The organism is Marinomonas maritima (assembly GCF_024435075.2).
In the GTDB taxonomy this organism is placed as follows: Bacteria; Pseudomonadota; Gammaproteobacteria; order Pseudomonadales; family Marinomonadaceae; genus Marinomonas; species Marinomonas maritima.
Window position 1 is genome coordinate 212192 of sequence record NZ_JAMZEG020000005.1, and the last position, 19034, is coordinate 231225.

Genomic DNA, 19034 nt, shown 5'->3' on the forward strand with positions numbered 1-19034 from the left:
CAAACTGGAAAGCAAGCGGCTAACCGTAAATTACTTCTGGTAACCAAAGGACGAGATCTGGAAATAAGAAGACCAAAAGTACCGCCAACAACTGCAAAAGGACGAATGGAATGACGCCTTTGTATATGTGTAGTGTGGTCACACCAGGTGGTGCGACACCCTTGAGATAGAAAAGAGAGAAGCCGACAGGAGGCGTTAAAAAAGAGGTTTGTAGCGCCAAAGCAAACAACACTACAAACCACACCAAATTGAAATCTAATGCGACAACGACGGGGCCGACAAGCGGCAGTAGTATCAAACTGATTTCCAGCCAATCTAAAAAGAAACCAGCGACAAAAGCGATCAAAAGGATGACCACGATAATGCCAGCGGGTGACAAGGGAATACTTTGTAGTAAATCGCTGATGAACTCGTCACCACCAAGCGTTCTTAAGACCACCGCAAACGCCGTTGCGCCTAAGAAAATGCCGAATACAAAGGACGTTGTAATAGTGGTTTTACGACACACTTCGGCCAACACTTTCATGTTGAAGCGTTTGTTCAAAATGGCCAATAGGGTTGCACCTAATGCGCCCACACCAGCGGCTTCGGTAGGCGACACAATCCCCATAAAAATAGAGCCCAAAACCGAAAGAATAAGCGCGAGAGGCGGAAAAACAGCCTTTAGCGCAGACCAGATTAATCCCATGGTAACGGGAGGTAAATTCTGCGGAGGTTGGCAGACTGATGGGTTAAATATGGCGGACAAGATGACATAGACAATGTACAAGGCGCCGAGCAATAACCCCGGAATCAACGCCCCCATAAACAAGTTGCCGACAGAAAGAGAAAGCTGATCCGCCATGATGATCAACATGATGCTAGGGGGAATCAAAATTCCTAAGGTTCCCGACGACGCAACAATACCACTGGCGAAGGAAGGCGAATATTTTTGCTCTAACATCACTGGCATAGACAGCATAGCCAGCAACACCACGGACGCACCAACGATGCCCGTTGACGCCGCAAACAAGATACCGATTAAAATGACGGCCACGCCCAGTCCACCTCGAAAGCGACCAAACAAATTAACAAAGTTCACCATCAAGCGTTCAGCGACACCGGAACGTTCCAGCATAAGTCCCATGAAAATAAACATAGGCAGGGCGACGAGCACCCAATTGCTCATTTGGGCGTAAATCCTTTGGACGATGGTGCCGTAAATGCGCCAATCGTTCATATAATAGGTGTCCCAATCCAGATATTGAGACGTTAAAACACCAATGACACTGAAGACAATTGCCAATCCCGCAAGAATCCAAGCAACTGGAAAACCAGAAAAAATCAATAAAATAAAACAGCCAAGCATGGCTATAACTAAGAGTTCATATGCTTCGAACACAAACTTCCCCTGACAATTAGCCTTTTGAATGGCTGTTATGAGTAGATACGCCTCTAAGGAAAGCGACACAGCGAAGCCAGCGAGAAGTGGCTGCCATGATCAACAAAGCCAGTGCGATCAAAATGAATGACTTGAGAATCCAACGCATTGGCAGACCATCAAAAGATGGCGATACCTCGTTTAGTCGATAAGATCGCTCAACAAAGGGAAGGGCATAGCTAAACATCACAAAACAAAAGGGCAATAATAAAAGGCTGATTCCAACGATTTCCACCCACACTCTTCGTTTCATTGGCCAATGTTCAGCCAACGCATCAACGCGAACATGACCATCGTGAATAAAACAGTAGGACAGACCGAGCATGAAACCAACAGCGTACAAGTGCCATTGCAGTTCCTCTAACGCCACAAATGTTGTATTGAAAAAGTAGCGCATTAGGGCGTTGCCTACGATTAGGAGCATTAACGCTAACCATATCCAAGAAGTGCATCGGCCCATTTTTTCAATAAAAGATTCGAGATATTGTGACACCTTGGTATGAGGTAGCTCGGCAATATTAGAATGCGATAATTTCGCCTCGATTTCAGCTAAATTCAATTCAGTCGATGGATCGGACATGTCTTTCCCCTTTGATTCCGGATGGTTTATACATCCAGTGAAAAACGTCGGCACCCTAAGGTGCCGACTCACTTAACAGAGTTCAAATAGAGTTATTTCGTACCCCAATCACGTGGTAAATAGCCGAATTTTTTCCAAGTGCTGTGCTCTTTCTGGAAGGCTTTCATAGAAGAGTAGATCTTGTTAAATTCAGGGTTTTCAGCAGAATGACGCGCCATGACTTTGTCTGTTGCTTCTTCAAAGGCGCTCAAGATTTCAGGAGAATACTGATGCAGTTGTACGCCTTTTTCTTTAAACCGAGTCAATACACCACCTTGTAGCGCTTCTGACTTAGATATCGACATAGTGTTGGCGGCCACACAGGTATTCTCAATCAAAGATTGTGTTTGTTTGTTGAGGTTGTTCCAGTCATTCATGTTGATATAAAGGAACTGGTTAGTCGAAGGCTGGTGCCAACCTGGAAGGTAGTAGTGTTTGGCCACTTGATAAAAACCAAGCTGCTCATCCACCGTAGGAATAGAGAATTCGGTGCCGTCCAAAACGCCGGTTTCTAAGGCTTGATAAAGTTCGCCACCCGGAAAGACATTGATCGACATGCCGAATTCAGACATGATTTCACCGCCAAGTCCTGCTGCGCGAAATTTAAGACCGTTTAGATCGTCAACGGATTTGATTTCTTTTCGGAACCAACCCGCTGCTTCTGGGCTAATAGTGCCGCAAAGAATAGGATAAACATCGTAAGGCTTGAAAAGCTCTTTGAGCATTTTATCGCCGTCGTGATAATACATCCACGCGGTAAATTCATTTGATTCAAGGCCAAATGGCGTTGCGCCGAACAGTGCCGCCGCTGGGATTTGTCCCCATTCGTAGCCCATCCAAGAGTAGCCTGCAGAAACATTGCCTGCGCTGACGTTATCAAAAATACTCAGGGCAGGGATTAACGAACCAGGTTCGAACACTTGAAGTTTGACTTTTTTGCCACTCATGTCGCTGAGCATTTTTGACACTTCCGGCATGGTGTCACCCAGTGCCGTTAAAGAGGAAGAGAACGCCATGGGTACTTGCCAACGGACTTTGTCGAAGTCTGCATAAGAAGGCATCGCGAAGCTTAAGGTGGTTAAGCAAGTTGCTGTTATCAAAGCATTTTTCATTTTTTAATCCTATTATTTTTATTGTGTGTTCTTTCAAATCATAGAGAGCATAGCTTGTTCCGTGTACGCCATAGGCAACTATGGTGCTGTCTATGGCCTTATCAAGAAGAGTGCCATAAAAACAAACTGCTTTGTTTTCAATTGGTTAGTGAGTTTTTATCGTTTTCGATAACAATGAAGTCAATTTATTTCCGGAAAATCGGACGGTTTTCATAGAAAATAGAGTGCTTTCTCTTTAACTATAGTCCGACAAATAAGACAGTATCCGATTTTTGGGACGATATGGCGTGTTTCTTGCTCTTTCTTTGCACGTTTTTCCTAACCGAATGATCAGCTTATTCCGTGCTTATCGAGCTTTTCGTAGAAAGTGGATTTACTGATACCAAGTTGTTTCGCGGCTTTTGTTCGGTTGTCACCGCATTCAATCAGGGCCGTTTTGATGATGTTTCTCTCTGCTACATTGAGCTGATCTTTTAGGCTGCCGATAGGTGGCGTGATACCAAGAGGCGCATGGTTTGGCGGCGATAGATTTTCGGTTTGAGATACTTGTGTCGGTAATAATGAAAGTGGAATTTTTCGATCATGACTGGTGTAGAACGCGGCTTCCATGACGTTTTCAAGCTCACGGATATTGCCTGGCCAGTTGTACGCCAGCATAGCCGTCAACGCCTGCACGGTGAGTTTAGGGGCACGGCGACCGGTTCTTCTAGACAGCTTTTGTAGGAAAAAATCGGCGAGTTTGGCGATATCTTCGCGGCGTTCTCGCAGTGGTGGGAGGTCAATCGCCACCACGTTGATACGATAGTAAAGGTCTTCTCTGAAATCCCCACTTGCTATTAAGCTTTCTAATGGGCGATGTGTCGCGGTGATTAGGCGAATATTCAACGGGGTTGATCCTATGCCGCCCACGGACTCGACTTCTCGGTCTTGTAACACACGAAGCAGTTTGGCCTGCATCAATAAAGGTAAGTCGCCGATCTCGTCGAGAAACAAAGTCCCGCCATTGGCTAATTGGAATTTACCGGGCTTGCCGCCTTTTTTTGCACCGGTAAACGCGCCTTCTTCATAGCCGAATAATTCACTTTCTAACAAATTTTCTGGGATCGCGGCGCAATTGACTTTAATAAATGGAAATTCCGCCCGATCAGACAGCTGGTGGATGGCATGGGCGTATAGCTCTTTCCCTGTTCCAGATTCGCCACGAATTAATACTGTTACGTCACCGGACGCCACTTGCGTGACTTTGGCACTCAAGGATTTCATCACCTGACTGTCACCGATGATGTCATTTAGGTGAAAGTTAGCCCCCGTGTTGGCCTTGTCGGAGGCGATGCTTTTTTGGTATTGAAAATCTTGCTCGGCCAGAAGGGCTTTTATGTGGCTGTTAATTTGCTTCCATTCATGAGTATCATGAAAAATCACTGTGCCCACCGCACCAATGACCTCGCCTTGATCGACGATGGGGAAGCGGCTAGCAATCATGTTACTGCCTAAAATCTTCTGAAAAGACAACCGCTCCGCTTGGCCTGTTTGCACGGTAATGTGCATACGAGTGTTTTCAATGACGTCGGTGACCTTTTTTCCTTTCACATCCTCCGCCTTCACACCGAGAAAGCGTGCATAAGGTCGGTTGATGAAAAAAATCTTTGCTTGATGGTCGACAATAACGACCCATTCTTCCATCGCATTCAAAATGGCTTTGTAAGTGTTGGCTGCCTGCGAGAGTTTTTCTAGTTTCTTTAATGACATTTCAACTCCGCTTATTGTTCCGTGATGAATCAATCCGCTTTTTTGTTATTGGTTTTTTGTCTAAGCAAACATTCTAATCTAAATAAGCTGCTTTTCCTTAACTTAAGAATCGACATGAACATACTTAAGCAAACCATCAGCAGCGGCTTGCATTCGTTATTGGCTGATCTCTTTATCGACGCGGTACGAAAAAGTGCTTATTTATTTCATCAAAAAGAAGGCATAAAGACACAGTCGTTTGTTATTTAAACATTGCAGGGTTGAAAAAAAAGAGCCGCTACTTCAGTAGAGACTCTTTTGTAGAGGTTATGCTTTTTTTAGTAGACGCTTACCGTAGTACAATATTTCGGTGAGTCTCGCTAAAACAACCGTATTGCTAGGGTTTATCGAGCGTTTTTCTATACTCTTCTACGGGTAATCCCCCTATTCCCCAGTCTTCTAAATCAACCTCATTGATGACTACAAAGGTGGTTGCTGGAGACTTGCCGAGTACCTCTTTTAATAAATCGGTTACGCCTTTGATGAGGGCGGATTTTTGATCTTGTGTAACACCTTCACGGGTGATTTTTATATTTACGTAGGGCATGTTTCGTTCCTATTTTTCTATGATTTGAAAGACTTTCGCAATGATTTTCCACTGACCATCCTCGCGAATTAGGGTTAAGAAATCCACAAAATCCCGCGACCCAATGGCGCATCTCACTCTGGCTCTGGCAGTATTTTCACCAGCCAATTCGATGCCATCAATACAATCTTTTCTGGGTTCTTGGCGGGAGGCAGGCGATTCTCGCTGTGCAATGATTTTTCGGTATTCACCCATTCCATAACACAAAGTGGGTGATTCATCTGCTGTGATATAGATCGCTCGTTCATGAAACACCATATCGAACTTATCAAGGTCACAGTAATAGAGCGTGTCGAAATAGCGATTGAGTACTGTTGTAATGTCAGAGAATGCGTCCATTAGAGTGCCTCACTTTTAATGAGGCCTTCAGCGAGCATGGCCTTCTGGGTTGCTGGGCGGTTATAGATTCTTTGCATGAAGGCATCGGTATAGGGCCAACGCTCAAGTGATAAACCAATAAAATTAGACCAATTCAAAATCACAAATGCGTAGGCATCCGCAACCGTATAATGTTGGCCCATTAAAAAATGGCGGCCATCCATTAAGCGAGTCTCAATGGATTCAATACGTTTGGCTATTTTTTCTTCCGTTAGTTTTTTTGTGTCAGCGTTCAAGGCAATATTTGAAAAAAATGGGCTATAGGCTTTATGCAATTCAGTGGCAAGGTAACCTAAAAGCTCTTGCAGACGGGTATGTTCAAAGCTATCGCTAGAAGGCATGAGTGCCTGTTCTGGGCTTAAATTGCCTAAATATTGAAGTATCGCAATGTTTTCGGTGAGTACGTCGGCATTATCAAACCCTAGTGCGGGAACATAACCGTTTGGATTAATGGTGTTGTATTGAATACCTTGGCTAGTCGTGCCTTTTTCGGTATTAACTTCTTCTAATTCAAACGGCAAATTTAGTTCGTTTAGGAGAATGTGTGATGCCATTGAGCAGGCGCCTGTTTTGTAATAAAGCTTCATAATGTGTCCATAGATTGATGAATAAGTAGATATATAGTATCTAACCTATTGCTAGTTACCATAGGTAACCTATAAAATCAGGTTTCTCTCCAGTAACCTGATTACCTTTATGGCATTGAAACTACGAAAAAATAAAAGCCCCCTCCCACCAGAACCCTGCGCACTGACAGACTGTATGGCACTCATTTCTGGCGCATGGGCTCCTAACGTTATTTGGTGTTTGCGTATGGAGCCAAGGCGCTTTAATGAACTGAGAGTGGATATTCCACCGATTTCAGCCAAAGTATTGTCTACTCGACTAACGGAATTGAAGGCGCGTGGACTAATAAATAGAAATGTCCTTCCAACCTCGCCACCTTCTGTTGAATATGAGCTGACGGCGTTTGGTCAAGAATTGATTCCAGCGCTTGATGCTATTGTTCAAGTTGGGCACAAACTGAAATTAAAAGAATCTGAGTGACATAAGGCTCAGTAGTACACACTTTTCACCACAGTGGCACACTTGAAAGGCTTAGAGGCTAGTTTAGATCAAGAGTTGCGGCTTGAACTCTAATGATAATTGCGCTGTAAATTATGAAGAAAACACAGATTGTAAAAGACTCTCTACTTTTTGCATAAAGTATGGAGCCTATGTGTATTCCCAGAAACTGGGTTGTTTTTATGGGCTCTATCGCCAACTATTTAACCAGCAAAACGAAATACACAAAACGCTAATCAGGAGGAAACATGCAAAATCAAACAGATCAAGTCAAGCACATTACAGACATTATAAAAGTGATGAATGGTGGCATTGAATTCTACCAAGAAGCGAAAACTAAATTGGATACCACTGCTTACCAAGCCTTCTTTAATCGCATGATCAGTGCCAAACAAGAAGCAGCGGCAGAGCTACAACAATTCGCAGTCCAAGAAAAAGGGCAACCAGAGACCGACACCAGTAATGTGGTGAAAATGCGTCAAGCTTACACCAAGTTGCTATCTAAGGTTTCCAGCGATTCCACTGCCTTTACTTACATTGATCAATTAGAAGAAGTGGAAGACAAAGTGCTAGAAGAGCTCGATCTTGCTCTTGAAAGAGAGCAAAAGCAGGACTGTGAAGTCACGCTTCAGCGGATCAAAGTCAGAATGAAAGAGTGTCATGACGAAATGAAAGCCCTGCAAAAAGAAGCGGCTTAACACTCATAATAGAGTCATCTCTTTTCTCTAAGTTTGCTCGATTCAGTAAGAAAGAGACTCGGGGAAAGGGCGACTGAATGATGACATTAGGATAAATGACATTAGGAAAACGAAGTAAACGAAACGCTAATCAGGAGGAAACATGCAAACTCAAACAGTTCAGACTAATCATATTTCAGACATTATAAAAGTGATGAACGGTGGCATTGAATTCTACCAAGAAGCGACAACCAAATTGGATAACACCACTTACCAAGCCTTTTTTAATCGCATGATCAGCGCGAAAGAAGAAGCGGTTGCAGAACTTCAAAAATTCGCCGTCCAAGAAGATGGGCATCCAGAGACCGACACCAGTAACGCGGTGAAGGCACGCCAGGCTTATACTAAGTTATTGTCTAAGATGTCTAGCGACACCAGCTTCACTTATGTTGATCAGCTAGAAGAAGTGGAAGACAAAGTGCTAGACGAAATTGACGCTGCGTTAGAGAAAAAACAAGCGCAGGATTGCGAAGTCACGCTTCAGCGCGTCAAAGTCAGAATGAAAGAGTGCCACGATGAAATGAAAGCACTGCAAGTGACCATTCAGCACTAAGAGAAAAGGTCGATGTAATACCGAGAAAAATCAAAAGCCAGCATTCACAGATTAAGGGTGATTGCTGGTTTTTTTTGCTTATAGAAAAGATAGTCAAGCGGAGCTTTAGCTAGTACATATAACCGCTTCAGCAATAAGTGTTTTTAAACGGTAAGCCAATTCGATGCACTCTTTTTCTGTGTGAATGTTGGTAAAACTTAAAATCAGAGTTGGGTGAACGCGCCCAGATGACCATTTCGACAAAGCTTGAGCAAACAGCCCTGCTTTCATCATTTTATGACAAAGTTCAGCATCGTTTGCATTTTCATCTGTCAATTTTAATAGCATGTGCATGCCACCGGGTTGTGGCTCGATTGACACCATGTCACCTAATACTTTTTGCAATACATTAGCCATTAGCTCTCGACGCTCTCGATACAGCTTTCTCATACGCTGAATATGTCGAGAAAGGTGACCTTCTTGCATAAAGGCCAGAACACAGGCTTGAGTTAATGTGGGGACATTTCCCGTATACAGCTCTGAACATCGTTCAAACCGAGCTATTTGGCTTTTTGGAACGACGATATAAGACATTCTCAAACTGGGGAAAAGCATCTTACTGAAAGTGCCTAAATACACCACTCTATCCTGAGTGTCTAAACTTTTTAAGGCTCGTAAAGGAAGGCCTGTGTGTCTGTATTCGCCGTCATAGTCGTCTTCAAATATCCAGCTCTGATTTGTCTCTGCCCAATTCAGTAGTTCCTGCCGGCGTCGAAGAGATAAGGAAACACAGGTTGGGCTTTGATGTGCAGGCGTGACAATAATCGCATCGGCTTGGATATTTGTCGGTAAATGGATGCCTTCTTTATCGACTGGAATCGAAACGCTATTGAAATGGTTGTTGGATAAAATGTGTCTCGTCAGTGGGTAACCAGGATCCTCTATTCCGACATTGGCTTTTTCTTTCAAAAGCACATGTGTCGTCCAATTGATAGAATGAACATAGCCTGACGTAATAAACACTTGAGTGCCATCGCACTGGACGCCTCGAGAAAGCTGTAGATATTGAGCAATTGCGATTCTTAATTGAGGAAGACCATAAACGGAAGGATGAGCAAGGTCCTCCATGCCGATGTTTCGTGCGCACCTCGCGGCCATTCTCGACCAAACTTGCCTAGGAAAGGCATCTAAGGCAGGGAGACCTAATTGAAACGGTAAAATGTCAACGGTTTCGATTTCAGAATGAAATCCAGGCTGTCGGGTATTAACTTTGGCCTTTCTGACTTTTGATTGATCGTATAGATTTTTACTTACTCGTGTGCCCGCTTGACCTTTAGATTCAATATACCCTTCCGCTTTTAACAGTGAATAGCCTTCTTCGACTGTTCCTCGTGCTACGCCCATTTCTTTCGCCAGTGTTCTAGCGGATGGAATGCGCTCACCCGGTTTTAAGGTTCCTTGTGAAATGGCCGTGTGAATTCGTTGATAAACCTGTTTGTAGGCTAGCACTTTTGACATCGTTCTTCTCATACGCTTTATGGTATATAAAAATATCCAATTTATGGCTCTTATTATGAGCCATATCTATTTGTATCATACTGACCATTATGGTGAAACCAGTACATAGCCTTAGAGAGATATATGAATGTATTAGTGATTAATTGCAGTCCCAAGCAAACAGAGTCGTCGTCTTATTATGTGGCACAAAGCATGATTGCGACATTATCAAATTCGGTTCCAGTCGAGGTCGAAATCATTGATGCAACAAGACTTCCTCATATCGATAGCGCCTATGCAGACGCGTTATGTTCTCCTGATTGTCACCACGATCTGAGTGTCGGAAGTCTGGCTTTGTCGGAGCAGTTAATTGCTTCTCTTGATGCTGCAGATATGGTGATTATTGCTTCACCAATGCACAATTATTCTGTGCCCTCTAGCTTAAAAAGCTGGATTGATCATGTGGTCCGAGCCGGAAAAACATTCAAGATTACTGCCACAGGAAAGCATCCGTTGCTAGAGGCTAAGCCTGTTTATATTTTAGTGTCGTCAGGCAGCACCTTTTCTGGAGAGGCAGCGTACCAGCCTGATTTTTTTACCCCTTATATGCAAGCAGTGTTGGCGACCATTGGACAAAATCAAGTATTTTTCTTCCCTATTGAAGGCACTGTCAGTACCAAGGCGTTCGTACAGCAGAAGATAGAGACGATTCAGCGTCGAGTATCTGAGCACCTTGCGGCTACTGTGATGTAGTTCGATTTTCCTCTCCCGATCCCATTCATTTTTGCAATATTTTTACGACTCAATAATAGGAGCATTATTATGATAACGCGCTTTAATACTATGTTTAAAAAGCCACTGGTGGCACTTATGTGCTTATTTGCACTCGTTCAAGTTTCTCATGCTGAAGAAGACTATTCGGAGGAGGGCGAACGACGAGCAAAGTCGGCAGGTGAGTCTTTGGTTGGCACACCTGCCCCGCAAATGAAGGTTGAAACTATTGATGGTAAAACCATCGATTTGGCAGAAATCTACGGGAAAAAGCCGGTTTATATTAAGTTTTGGGCGACGTGGTGTGTTCCATGTCGCGAGCAAATGCCGGGCTTTGAAGATGTTTATAAGAAGTATGGCGACAAGGTTCAAGTGATCGCGGTGAATACTGGCATCAGTGACAACCTAACATCCGTGACCGCTTTTCGTGCCAAATATGGGCTGACCATGCCTATTACCATCGACAATGGCGAGTTGGCTCGCGTATTTAATTTGCGTGTGACACCTCAGCATTTGCTGATTGATAAAAATGGTCAGTTTGCCTATTTCGGCCACAAAGATGATAAAGAGTTTCATCAAGCTTTGGACAAAGTGGTTGCGGAAAGAATCAGCAGTAAGCCGTTAAATAATCCAGTATTTGTGCCAAAAGAGTCCGGTTATCAAGTTGGGGATACCGTGTCCGACTTGTCTTTTATCACCATTGATGAAGAGCCTCTTGATATTAAATTTAAGACAACAAGCGCCCAAAAAGTCGCAGTGGTGTTCTTTGGTCCTTGGTGTGAATGGTATCTAGAAGAAACTGAGCCGAAAACCTCTCAAGCTTGTACTCGTGTTCGTGAGTTGCTGGAAGAAAAATCAACCGCATCGAATATCCAGTGGGTAACGGTATCAACCAACTTATGGGCGTCTGTTGATGAGTTGAAAGACTACCGCGTTAACTACGGAACCAGTTTGCCAATTGTATTTGATGCTGATGGATCGTTGTTTAAGCAGTTTGGTGTCAACCAACTTCCTACGATTACGCTAATTGATCCTGATGGAAAAGTAAGCTTGAAGAGCTCTATCCAAGACGATGACTTTGGCGTAGCGCTCAAAACAATTTCAACTTTTAAATAACGATTATTATTTAAAACATAAAGGCGCAGTATGAAACGGTTTGCTCATTTTATTACATGGTTTGTGTTCTTGGTATGCTCATCGCAAATCATGGCAAATGAACAGGGCGATGATTCGCGCCTGATTTCTATCTCACTCATAACAGAGTCAGGAAACCCATCTGCTGGAAGCACTCAAGATCTGGCCATCATTATGACACCTAAAAAAGGCTGGCATGGTTATTGGATTAACCCTGGTGATGCTGGTTTTCCGAATAACTTGAATTGGCAGTTACCTGATGGTGTTAGCGTAGGCGAAGTGCAATACCCTGCACCTAGCCAGCTGGTCGTCAGTGATATTATGAACTATATCTATCACGGCGAGTACGCTTTGCTGGCACCTATTACGATTGATAAAGGTATTGCGGCAGGCACATCGTTGACCATCAGATTGGGCATGAGTTATCTCGTCTGTGATCCATCAAGTTGTTTACCAGAACAGCAAACGATTGAAAAAACGTTCACCGTTGGTGAAGGGGGGCTTGACCAAGGTTTGCAAAATCAATTCAATCAATGGCGTCAAAAACTGCCCAAGCCCATGGATGCAAAAGGTCAGTTTGCCATTGATCATGGTGTCTTTAAGCTGTCCTTGCCACTACCAAGTTCTATGGCTGCGGATGATGCGCATGTCTATCCCATTATTAATAATACGATAGTCAATAATGCCAAACAGATCTTTCGCCACGAGGGTGATGTGCTGAGTATGCAGACTCCATCGGGGGAGGCGTTGGGAGATTTGTTTGAAGGCGTATTGGTGTTGGACAAAGGCATTTCCCTTCACTTTAGCGCAACTAAAACAGACAGCGCAGGGCTTTCTGTTGCAATGGCAGGGACTACAAACGCGATAAATCAAAGTAGCTGGATGATTGGAATAACGGCGTTCTTCGGTGCGATTCTAGGCGGACTATTGTTGAATATCATGCCGTGTGTCTTTCCAATATTAAGCCTAAAGATTTTAAGTCTTTCGCATCAAGGATCAGAAAAGAACGCGAGAATGGGAGCGGTGGCTTATACCCTTGGCGCCGTGTTGGTCTGTGTACTATTGGGTGGTGTTATTTTAGGGCTCAGAGCATTGGGGCATCAGGTTGGATGGGCATTTCAATTGCAAAGCCCTGCAGTGATCGCCGCGTTGATCGTACTCATGAGTGCAATAGGGTTTAATTTAGCGGGCTTATTTGAAATTGGCACATTAACCTCAGGCTCTCGTCTACAAGACCAAAAAGGACCAATGGGCGATTTTTGGACTGGTGTGTTGGCGGCATTTATTGCAACCCCCTGTACAGGGCCTTTTATGGCGACCGCCTTAGGCGCGGCTTTAATCTTACCGATTGGCGTTGCTTTCGTGATTTTTGCCGGTTTAGGCTTTGGTATGGCATTGCCCTTTTTGTTAGTGGGCTTTGTACCAAGTTTACGCACTCGCTTACCCAAGCCCGGTGGTTGGATGGTCACCGCACGACGTATTTTATCTCTGCCTATGTTCATAACCGTATTAGGGCTGGTTTGGATATTGATGCGTCAATCCAATAACGATTATGTTTTGTCCATATTGATGGTGACGATGTTATCCACTTTCGGCTTGTGGTTGACTGGTTTATGGCAGCACTCACAGCATAAAGGAAAATGGTGGCCGACCATCATATTGACGTTGGTGCCATTGTTTGTCGTGTTGAATTGGGTGTCAGATACACCTGCTCCATCCAATAAAAACGAGCAAACAGAAACGGTCGCATTTAATCAGGAAACCTTAAATGCGCTACGTGCAAAGCAAGATGTCTTTTTATATTTTACGGCCGATTGGTGTTTAACCTGTAAAGTGAATGAAAAGACCTCTATTGACCGACAAGAGGTGAAGGACGCACTGAAACAACAAAGTGTTGTTACTATGGTGGGTGACTGGACAAATGGTGATAGCCAAATGACGGCCTTTTTATCCGAGCATGGGCGTTCCGGTGTGCCTCTGTACTTATGGTATAAAAAAGGCGTAGATCAACCGAGGGTTCTGCCACAAATACTGTCTCCTTCAACGCTGATTGACCAAGCAAAAAATTAGTCACAGTAAGCAGACGCGAGGCTAGAGTGTACGATTGTCGTACGCTCTAGCCTAGAGTCAAATAGAAGTGTCGCTTTAGCCCAGTGCAGACTCTGGTACGACGACACTCAAAGATTGAGGTTTCACCACGACTTCAAGCTTATCTGCTTGGCGCTCTTCACCGTCGACGACATAATGGCCGACTTGGCTTATATCCACCGTGACCCGCTGAGCCGTACGATGAAACACACCGCTGTTACCTTCTGGCGTGTCACTGTCTTCATTTCGGTCCCCCATCCCTAGCAAGGCTAATTCCGCCAAATTTAAAATCTGCATACGCTCAGGATCTAGCCAGGTTAAGTCCAATTTGCCATCCATGATATTCGGAACGCCTTTCCCTTGCGCTAACAAGGTGGTGATAGGCGCGGCATTGGCAATGGTTAGACTCGGAGTCTTGATGGTAAACGGTTCGTCGTCGTTCAGTTGTACGGTAAACTCATGGATCTCATTCTGACCGATGGCTTCCCATAAACCCTGCAAATAGGCGAGCTGGCCACTGGTGTTTTTTTTTCTTCGGTCGGCTTTTTCAATCATTTGTTGCTCAAATCCAATCCCAGCAAGTAACAGCATTAACTCGCCATTACAGGTGGCGGTGTCGATTCGCTGCTCGCAGCCGTCGATCAAGTTCAAACACATGGTTTCCAGAGATGCGATTTTCGACAACGTCCCGCACAGCGCGTGACTTAAGGCATTCGCGGTACCAAAAGGAATAATACCCAGCTTAATAGGGGTTCCTACCAGCGCCGCCGCTACCTCGGTAATGGTGCCATCACCGCCACAAGCAATCACCATATCAGGCGATGTTTTTACCGCCTCTTTGGCCAGTACCGTACCGTTCATTTCTGGTGTTGTTGTTTTGACCGTTATATCAAAGTAGGCAGATAAATAGCGCAAAATCGTTTCTTGATCTTCTTCCCACTGACGCCTTCCAGAAACAGGGTTCGCGATCAACCACGCGGTATTGCGAACCACTAAGCGCTTATCGTCCAATGCTTGTGTTAAATGCTTAAACTGACGCTTGTTAAGCCGTGCGGTTTGACGAATAGCGCGTACTTTATTCATAACCTCAGCCGGTGAGGATGTAGGGTTCTGACTAAGTAAATACGCCGCCATCATAAAAACAGAACGACCACGGCCTAAGGCGCAATGCACCACCACCGAACGACCTGTTTTGCGATGAGTGTGAATCCAGTTTAGCGCACGCTGTATTTGTGTATCAGAAGGAACAGAATGATCAAGGATGGGAATGTTTAAATAATCTATATCGGCTTGAAAAGCGACCCAGTTCATCGAACTGAATTCCGCCGTGACATCCAACACCGCACTGATATTTTCGCTTTTAATCGCGTGAATATCGGAGGGAAACAGGCGTCTGGCAAGGTACAAGCCGTCGTCTATTTTTTGTAACGCAGGAACCGTATCCGTGCTTCTCGCCCAACTGTTATAAAGCTGTGTGCTCCATAAAAAAGGCATAAATACCCAGCGAATATAAATAGGCACAGTGCCATCGGAACGTTTGCGAAAAATAGTCGGTTTGTTGAGAAGGTAAGCCAGACTGACAGAAAAGAACGACAGGGCAAACCATGCCCAAGCCAACTTAAAGTACACAGTGCTGGTCATAACACCCAAGAAAACAAAAAAGGCAGTGACCAATAAATAATAATTTGGATTAAACAATACATCTCTCCTAGCATCCAGCCATTTGCCAGAAGAGTAGCATCACTTTCTAAATAAAAGCCAGCGTTAGGCGCAGCGTAACGTTGGCAGGAGCCGAAAATACCGCTCTTTCTTGAAACATTAGAAAGAGCGGGCGAAGGGTTAAAATTAGAGTGCTTTTTCGATTTTCGCAGCAACGTCGCTAGAAACCCACGCTTTCCACGTTTTAGGGTACTGCTCTAAAAAGTGATACATGGCCGCTTCACCGTCGGCTTGATTGTCTTCCATCCAGGCTAATAGTGTGCTCATTTGTTGGTTGGTAAAGCCGCGTTTTGCGAAGTATTCAAAGGCTTGTGGCTCACGTTGAGCAAAGGATTCTGTCGTTATCGTTTGCACCGGAGAAGGTGGGTACATGGTCACTTTTGGCGACACGCAGTCTGGCTGAGTCGTACAGTTACGATATTCCTCTACGTCTGCGCCAGTGCCAAAGTCCACTTTCACCATGTTGTACTTGCCCAGTACAGGCGTCGGAGACCAGTAGTAACCAAACCAAGCTTGGTTTCGATCATAGGCTTTAGAAATGGTGCCGGCGAGTCCCGCACCAGAACCTGGATCAATCAGTTCAAAACCACTTTCGTCTAGTTTAAGTGCATTGAAAAGGTGCTCGGCCGTAATCTGGCATGTCCATCCTGCAGGGCAGCCATAAAATGCGTGCTTGGTATCGCTTTCAGGGTGGGCAAATAAATCGGCATGCTTGATAACACCTTCAATGGTGGCCATTTCTGGGTATTGTTTGACTAAATAAGCGGGAACCCAAAAGCCTTCTTCACCACCATCAAGCAAGGATTTTCCAGCATAGCGAAGGCGTTTTTCAGCCACGCCTTTATCCAGTGCTTCTTTTATGCCGTTGGTCCAAAGTTCGGGTGCAACATCAGGCTTGCCCTTTTCAATCATCGATACGCCCGTTGGGACGCTATCACCCGCGATCAGCTCGGCATCACACTGATAGCCGTTATTAAGAATGAATTGATCAACGTGGGCAATCAGACTGGCGGAGTTCCAGTTCATGTCAGCTATGGTAAAGGAACCACAGTCTGCAGCACTGGCATTAATGGAAAAAGCAGAAAGCAGCATAACAGGAAGTACTGAAGGCATAATCTTCATTTGACTGGGTTCCTATATCATTATTAGAAAACCAATTATAAACATAAGAAATAATAAGAAAAAATGGGTCATACAGAAAAAGCTATTTTATCTGATGCCCGTTATTTTCCAAAAAGCTTTTTAGAAACTGCGTTTAACTGCTAACAATCAGGTTGTTAATGGCTTTCGAGATCAGGTCTTTTTTCACCAGTGTGCGTTTCACTGGTTGTTCAAACCAGAAGCTCATTGGCTGATCAAAGCCGATATCGTGCATGTAATTGTAGAGCGCTTTACGCAGTCCTTCGCCCAGCATTTCATGATTTGTGCCCGTTGGGTCGGTGAAATCCACGTCGTTTTCAGCGAATAAAATCTCAGGACGTTCAGCGAGCGTGATGCCAAACTCTTCAGGATTAATACCGATCGGGCTGTGCGCGGTGGCCGCAAAACGGTGCCAGAAAGCAGACTGAAAGCAGCCTTGAGCCATCATCTGGCGTACCATTTCCAACGCATCGATGGTTTCTTGCTCGGTTTGCGTGGGGAAACCATACATTAGATAAGAATGAACCAGTATATCCGCATCACTGAAGGCTTTGGTGACACGGGCGACTTGCTCGACACTCACGCCTTTTTTCATCAGTTTTAGCAATCGGTCGGACGCGACTTCAAGTCCACCGCTGACCGCGACACAACCGGAATCCGCCAACAACTGACAGCGTTCTGGCGTAAAGGTTTTTTCAAAGCGAATATTGCCCCACCAACTGATCACCACGCCGCGTTCAATTAATCGTCTTGCTAGCGCAAACAAGGCCTTTGGTGGCGCGGCTTCGTCGACGAAATGGAAGCCGGTTTGTCCGGTTTCTTCGATCAATTCTTCGATTCGATCGACCAAAATATCCGCACCAGCGGCATCATAGCGATCAATATAATCCAGCGTCACATCGCAAAAGCTGCATTTACGCCAGTAACAACCATGAGCAATGGTCAGCTTGTTCCAACGGCCATCACTCCAGATGCGGTGCATCGGGTTGAGCATCTCACATAACGACAAGTATTCGGTTAATGGCAAGCCATCGTAAATCGGCGTGCCAACATCGGTTTGGGGTATATCGTGCAGCTCAGCGTTTTCATTGTAATGTACGTATTGCTCGCCGTTTTCGTCTTCTGCAAGGAAGTAGGTGCGCACCAAGTCGTCTATTTCGCGTTTGCCGTCAAAGTATTCCAGCAAGGTCATAAAAGGACGTTCGCCGTCATCGAGGCAGATAAAATCAATAAACTCAAACACACGAGGGTCTTTTAAGGCGCGCAATTCGGTGTTCACAAAACCACCGCCCATAACGATTGGAATGTCAGGATTAATCGCTTTACAGGTTTGCGCAATACGCAGCGCGCCCAACATATTACCGGGGAAGGGAACGGTTAGCGCCACCACGCTGGGTTGGGTTTCTTCCAGATACATTTCGACCAATTGCTCTAGAATCTCGGAACTAAAACTGGGCTCGCCCATGACGGTGTCGTAGAGGTTGTCGAAGCTTGGATTCGCCGCCGCAAGACGCTCGCCGTAACGGCTGACTTCAAAATACGGGTCAACGCCTTGCGTAATCACCGCGGACAAATCATTGATAAACAAGGTCGCCAAATACTTGGCTTTGTCCTGTAACCCCAAGCTGCCAAAGGCGGTTTTAAGAATGTCGCCAGATACCGCTTCCATTTGAGCAATCGCGTCAAACGCGGGGCCTTCTGGTAAAAAACGACGGGACACAATGCGCAGTGCAAGGCTTGGGTCTTTGCCTTGTAAAAAACGGATAACCGGTTCAACCGCGAGGCGATAGCGATCAAACTCCGCCATAAAAGTGTAGATCACATCGGGCAGTTCATCGTCTTCAAATGACTCGAAATTGTCTTCTACATGCTGACGAATAATGTCCAGCGCGGGTGCTGTCATCATCTCCAGAAAAAGCTCGATGGCAGGGTCTCGCTGCACCGCCTCATAGCCCCGAGAGCGTAAAAAACCCGTCAGATACGCTGTTGCCGGATACGGCGTATTTAGCTGGGTCATCGGAGGGGTCATTAGAAGAACGGTCATAGCTTGCCTTTAAAGTAAAACCTAATCGGAATAAGGCGCGATTCTAGCATTTAAAAGAAATCATCACCCTCAAAAAATGATGAGGTTATTGATTCGCAATGACGTTGATTTTTAAGGTATCTGGCCGGCTTAATCCGTAGATGAAGAAAACTGAGTCAAAATCCCCTCGTTTTCATCTGACCCTGATAACGCCTTATGTTAGAGTGCGCGCGGTTACAGGTTGTTGGCGAATTGTCAGCAATAATAGGGAAGTCAGTGCAACTCTGACGCTGCCCCCGCAACGGTAAAAAAGTCACGCTTTGCCAAACAGCCACTGTGGTAAACCATGGGAAGGCGGCAACGCTTGCGTCAGCAACTTTTGAGTCCGGAGACCTGCCTGTAACTGGGGGTTCTTGCGTGTGCGA

The 19034-nt window shown here is 45.0% G+C and carries 18 protein-coding genes and 1 riboswitch; of the genes, 7 read left to right on the forward strand and 11 right to left on the reverse strand.

Translation table 11 applies throughout. From position 1 onward, the window contains the following. Window positions 1-19 precede the first annotated feature (19 nt). The 4 genes from M3I01_RS18375 to M3I01_RS18390 all read right to left on the reverse strand — a co-directional run bounded on the left by M3I01_RS18375 (window position 20) and on the right by M3I01_RS18390 (window position 4900). The gene (locus M3I01_RS18375; protein WP_255897423.1) at window positions 20-1381 is read right to left on the reverse strand and encodes a TRAP transporter large permease; all 1362 of its coding nucleotides are present in this window, start codon (window positions 1379-1381) and stop codon (window positions 20-22) included. 16 nt (window positions 1382-1397) lie between these two features. Next, window positions 1398-2000 carry a TRAP transporter small permease subunit gene (locus tag M3I01_RS18380; RefSeq protein ID WP_255897424.1) on the reverse strand — a complete coding sequence of 201 codons (603 nt, stop codon included), beginning with the start codon at window positions 1998-2000 and terminating at the stop codon, window positions 1398-1400. A gap of 92 nt (window positions 2001-2092) precedes the next feature. Continuing rightward, entirely contained in the window at window positions 2093-3151 is a 1059-nt protein-coding gene (locus tag M3I01_RS18385) for a TRAP transporter substrate-binding protein (protein WP_255897426.1), read from the reverse strand. Window positions 3152-3481: 330 nt separating this feature from the next. Then, window positions 3482-4900, reverse strand: coding sequence for a sigma-54 interaction domain-containing protein (locus M3I01_RS18390; RefSeq protein ID WP_255897427.1), 1419 nt, complete (start codon window positions 4898-4900; stop codon window positions 3482-3484). A 114-nt stretch (window positions 4901-5014) separates the two neighbouring features. On the opposite strand from M3I01_RS18390, the gene M3I01_RS18395 reads away from it, so the two are divergent. Continuing rightward, window positions 5015-5149, forward strand: a complete 135-nt coding sequence (locus M3I01_RS18395; protein ID WP_255897429.1) for a hypothetical protein — start codon at window positions 5015-5017, stop codon at window positions 5147-5149. 127 nt (window positions 5150-5276) lie between these two features. On the opposite strand, the gene M3I01_RS18400 is transcribed toward M3I01_RS18395, so the two are convergent. The 3 genes from M3I01_RS18400 to M3I01_RS18410 are packed head-to-tail and all read right to left on the reverse strand — an operon-like array spanning window position 5277 to window position 6490. After that, window positions 5277-5486, reverse strand: a complete 210-nt coding sequence (locus tag M3I01_RS18400; RefSeq protein WP_112135720.1) for a tautomerase family protein — start codon at window positions 5484-5486, stop codon at window positions 5277-5279. 9 nt (window positions 5487-5495) lie between these two features. After that, the gene (locus tag M3I01_RS18405) at window positions 5496-5864 is read right to left on the reverse strand and encodes a nuclear transport factor 2 family protein (protein ID WP_255897430.1); all 369 of its coding nucleotides are present in this window, start codon (window positions 5862-5864) and stop codon (window positions 5496-5498) included. Further along, entirely contained in the window at window positions 5864-6490 is a 627-nt protein-coding gene (locus M3I01_RS18410; RefSeq protein WP_255897432.1) for a glutathione binding-like protein, read from the reverse strand. Before M3I01_RS18410 ends, M3I01_RS18405 begins: the two co-directional genes overlap by 1 nt. Window positions 6491-6599: 109 nt before the next feature. Here M3I01_RS18410 and M3I01_RS18415 point away from each other — a divergent pair, with 109 nt between their 5' ends. From M3I01_RS18415 to M3I01_RS18425, 3 genes are all read left to right on the forward strand, one after another. After that, window positions 6600-6950 (forward strand): winged helix-turn-helix transcriptional regulator, encoded by a 351-nt coding sequence (locus M3I01_RS18415; RefSeq protein WP_255897433.1) that lies wholly within the window; start codon window positions 6600-6602, stop codon window positions 6948-6950. A 266-nt stretch (window positions 6951-7216) separates the two neighbouring features. Beyond that, window positions 7217-7666 carry a PA2169 family four-helix-bundle protein gene (locus M3I01_RS18420; RefSeq protein ID WP_255897434.1) on the forward strand — a complete coding sequence of 150 codons (450 nt, stop codon included), beginning with the start codon at window positions 7217-7219 and terminating at the stop codon, window positions 7664-7666. A gap of 142 nt (window positions 7667-7808) precedes the next feature. Then, the gene (locus M3I01_RS18425) at window positions 7809-8258 is read left to right on the forward strand and encodes a PA2169 family four-helix-bundle protein (RefSeq protein WP_255897436.1); all 450 of its coding nucleotides are present in this window, start codon (window positions 7809-7811) and stop codon (window positions 8256-8258) included. A 105-nt stretch (window positions 8259-8363) separates the two neighbouring features. On the opposite strand, the gene pdxR is transcribed toward M3I01_RS18425, so the two are convergent. Next, the gene (gene pdxR / locus M3I01_RS18430) at window positions 8364-9755 is read right to left on the reverse strand and encodes a MocR-like pyridoxine biosynthesis transcription factor PdxR (protein ID WP_275565244.1); all 1392 of its coding nucleotides are present in this window, start codon (window positions 9753-9755) and stop codon (window positions 8364-8366) included. 123 nt (window positions 9756-9878) lie between these two features. On the opposite strand from pdxR, the gene M3I01_RS18435 reads away from it, so the two are divergent. The 3 genes from M3I01_RS18435 to M3I01_RS18445 all read left to right on the forward strand — a co-directional run bounded on the left by M3I01_RS18435 (window position 9879) and on the right by M3I01_RS18445 (window position 13709). Continuing rightward, the gene (locus tag M3I01_RS18435) at window positions 9879-10487 is read left to right on the forward strand and encodes an FMN-dependent NADH-azoreductase (RefSeq protein ID WP_255897440.1); all 609 of its coding nucleotides are present in this window, start codon (window positions 9879-9881) and stop codon (window positions 10485-10487) included. A gap of 69 nt (window positions 10488-10556) precedes the next feature. Then, window positions 10557-11621, forward strand: a complete 1065-nt coding sequence (locus M3I01_RS18440; RefSeq protein WP_255897441.1) for a TlpA family protein disulfide reductase — start codon at window positions 10557-10559, stop codon at window positions 11619-11621. A 30-nt stretch (window positions 11622-11651) separates the two neighbouring features. Then, window positions 11652-13709 carry a protein-disulfide reductase DsbD family protein gene (locus M3I01_RS18445; protein WP_275565245.1) on the forward strand — a complete coding sequence of 686 codons (2058 nt, stop codon included), beginning with the start codon at window positions 11652-11654 and terminating at the stop codon, window positions 13707-13709. Between the two features lie 75 nt (window positions 13710-13784). Here M3I01_RS18445 and M3I01_RS18450 read toward each other — a convergent pair whose 3' ends face one another. From M3I01_RS18450 to M3I01_RS18460, 3 genes are all read right to left on the reverse strand, one after another. Further along, window positions 13785-15425 (reverse strand): diacylglycerol kinase family protein, encoded by a 1641-nt coding sequence (locus M3I01_RS18450; RefSeq protein ID WP_275565246.1) that lies wholly within the window; start codon window positions 15423-15425, stop codon window positions 13785-13787. A gap of 147 nt (window positions 15426-15572) precedes the next feature. Continuing rightward, window positions 15573-16568: an ABC transporter substrate-binding protein gene (locus tag M3I01_RS18455; protein ID WP_255897448.1), complete on the reverse strand. Its 996-nt coding sequence runs from the start codon at window positions 16566-16568 to the stop codon at window positions 15573-15575. Between the two features lie 133 nt (window positions 16569-16701). Further along, window positions 16702-18630, reverse strand: a complete 1929-nt coding sequence (locus M3I01_RS18460; RefSeq protein WP_255897449.1) for a B12-binding domain-containing radical SAM protein — start codon at window positions 18628-18630, stop codon at window positions 16702-16704. Between the two features lie 200 nt (window positions 18631-18830). After that, a riboswitch (cobalamin riboswitch) is annotated at window positions 18831-19024 on the forward strand. Window positions 19025-19034: the final 10 nt, after the last annotated feature.

Excerpts from the sequence above, each read along its gene's own strand:
- M3I01_RS18380 (WP_255897424.1), bottom strand. The coding sequence starts at position 2,000 with ATGTCCGATCCATCGACTGAATTGAATTTAGCTGAAATCGAGGCGAAA.
- M3I01_RS18385 (WP_255897426.1), bottom strand. The coding sequence starts at position 3,151 with ATGAAAAATGCTTTGATAACAGCAACTTGCTTAACCACCTTAAGCTTC.
- M3I01_RS18390 (WP_255897427.1), bottom strand. The coding sequence starts at position 4,900 with ATGTCATTAAAGAAACTAGAAAAACTCTCGCAGGCAGCCAACACTTAC.
- M3I01_RS18395 (WP_255897429.1), top strand. The coding sequence starts at position 5,015 with ATGAACATACTTAAGCAAACCATCAGCAGCGGCTTGCATTCGTTATTG.
- M3I01_RS18400 (WP_112135720.1), bottom strand. The coding sequence starts at position 5,486 with ATGCCCTACGTAAATATAAAAATCACCCGTGAAGGTGTTACACAAGAT.
- M3I01_RS18405 (WP_255897430.1), bottom strand. The coding sequence starts at position 5,864 with ATGGACGCATTCTCTGACATTACAACAGTACTCAATCGCTATTTCGAC.
- M3I01_RS18410 (WP_255897432.1), bottom strand. The coding sequence starts at position 6,490 with ATGAAGCTTTATTACAAAACAGGCGCCTGCTCAATGGCATCACACATT.
- M3I01_RS18415 (WP_255897433.1), top strand. The coding sequence starts at position 6,600 with ATGGCATTGAAACTACGAAAAAATAAAAGCCCCCTCCCACCAGAACCC.
- M3I01_RS18420 (WP_255897434.1), top strand. The coding sequence starts at position 7,217 with ATGCAAAATCAAACAGATCAAGTCAAGCACATTACAGACATTATAAAA.
- M3I01_RS18425 (WP_255897436.1), top strand. The coding sequence starts at position 7,809 with ATGCAAACTCAAACAGTTCAGACTAATCATATTTCAGACATTATAAAA.
- pdxR (WP_275565244.1), bottom strand. The coding sequence starts at position 9,755 with ATGTCAAAAGTGCTAGCCTACAAACAGGTTTATCAACGAATTCACACG.
- M3I01_RS18435 (WP_255897440.1), top strand. The coding sequence starts at position 9,879 with ATGAATGTATTAGTGATTAATTGCAGTCCCAAGCAAACAGAGTCGTCG.
- M3I01_RS18440 (WP_255897441.1), top strand. The coding sequence starts at position 10,557 with ATGATAACGCGCTTTAATACTATGTTTAAAAAGCCACTGGTGGCACTT.
- M3I01_RS18445 (WP_275565245.1), top strand. The coding sequence starts at position 11,652 with ATGAAACGGTTTGCTCATTTTATTACATGGTTTGTGTTCTTGGTATGC.
- M3I01_RS18455 (WP_255897448.1), bottom strand. The coding sequence starts at position 16,568 with ATGAAGATTATGCCTTCAGTACTTCCTGTTATGCTGCTTTCTGCTTTT.
- M3I01_RS18460 (WP_255897449.1), bottom strand. The coding sequence starts at position 18,630 with ATGACCGTTCTTCTAATGACCCCTCCGATGACCCAGCTAAATACGCCG.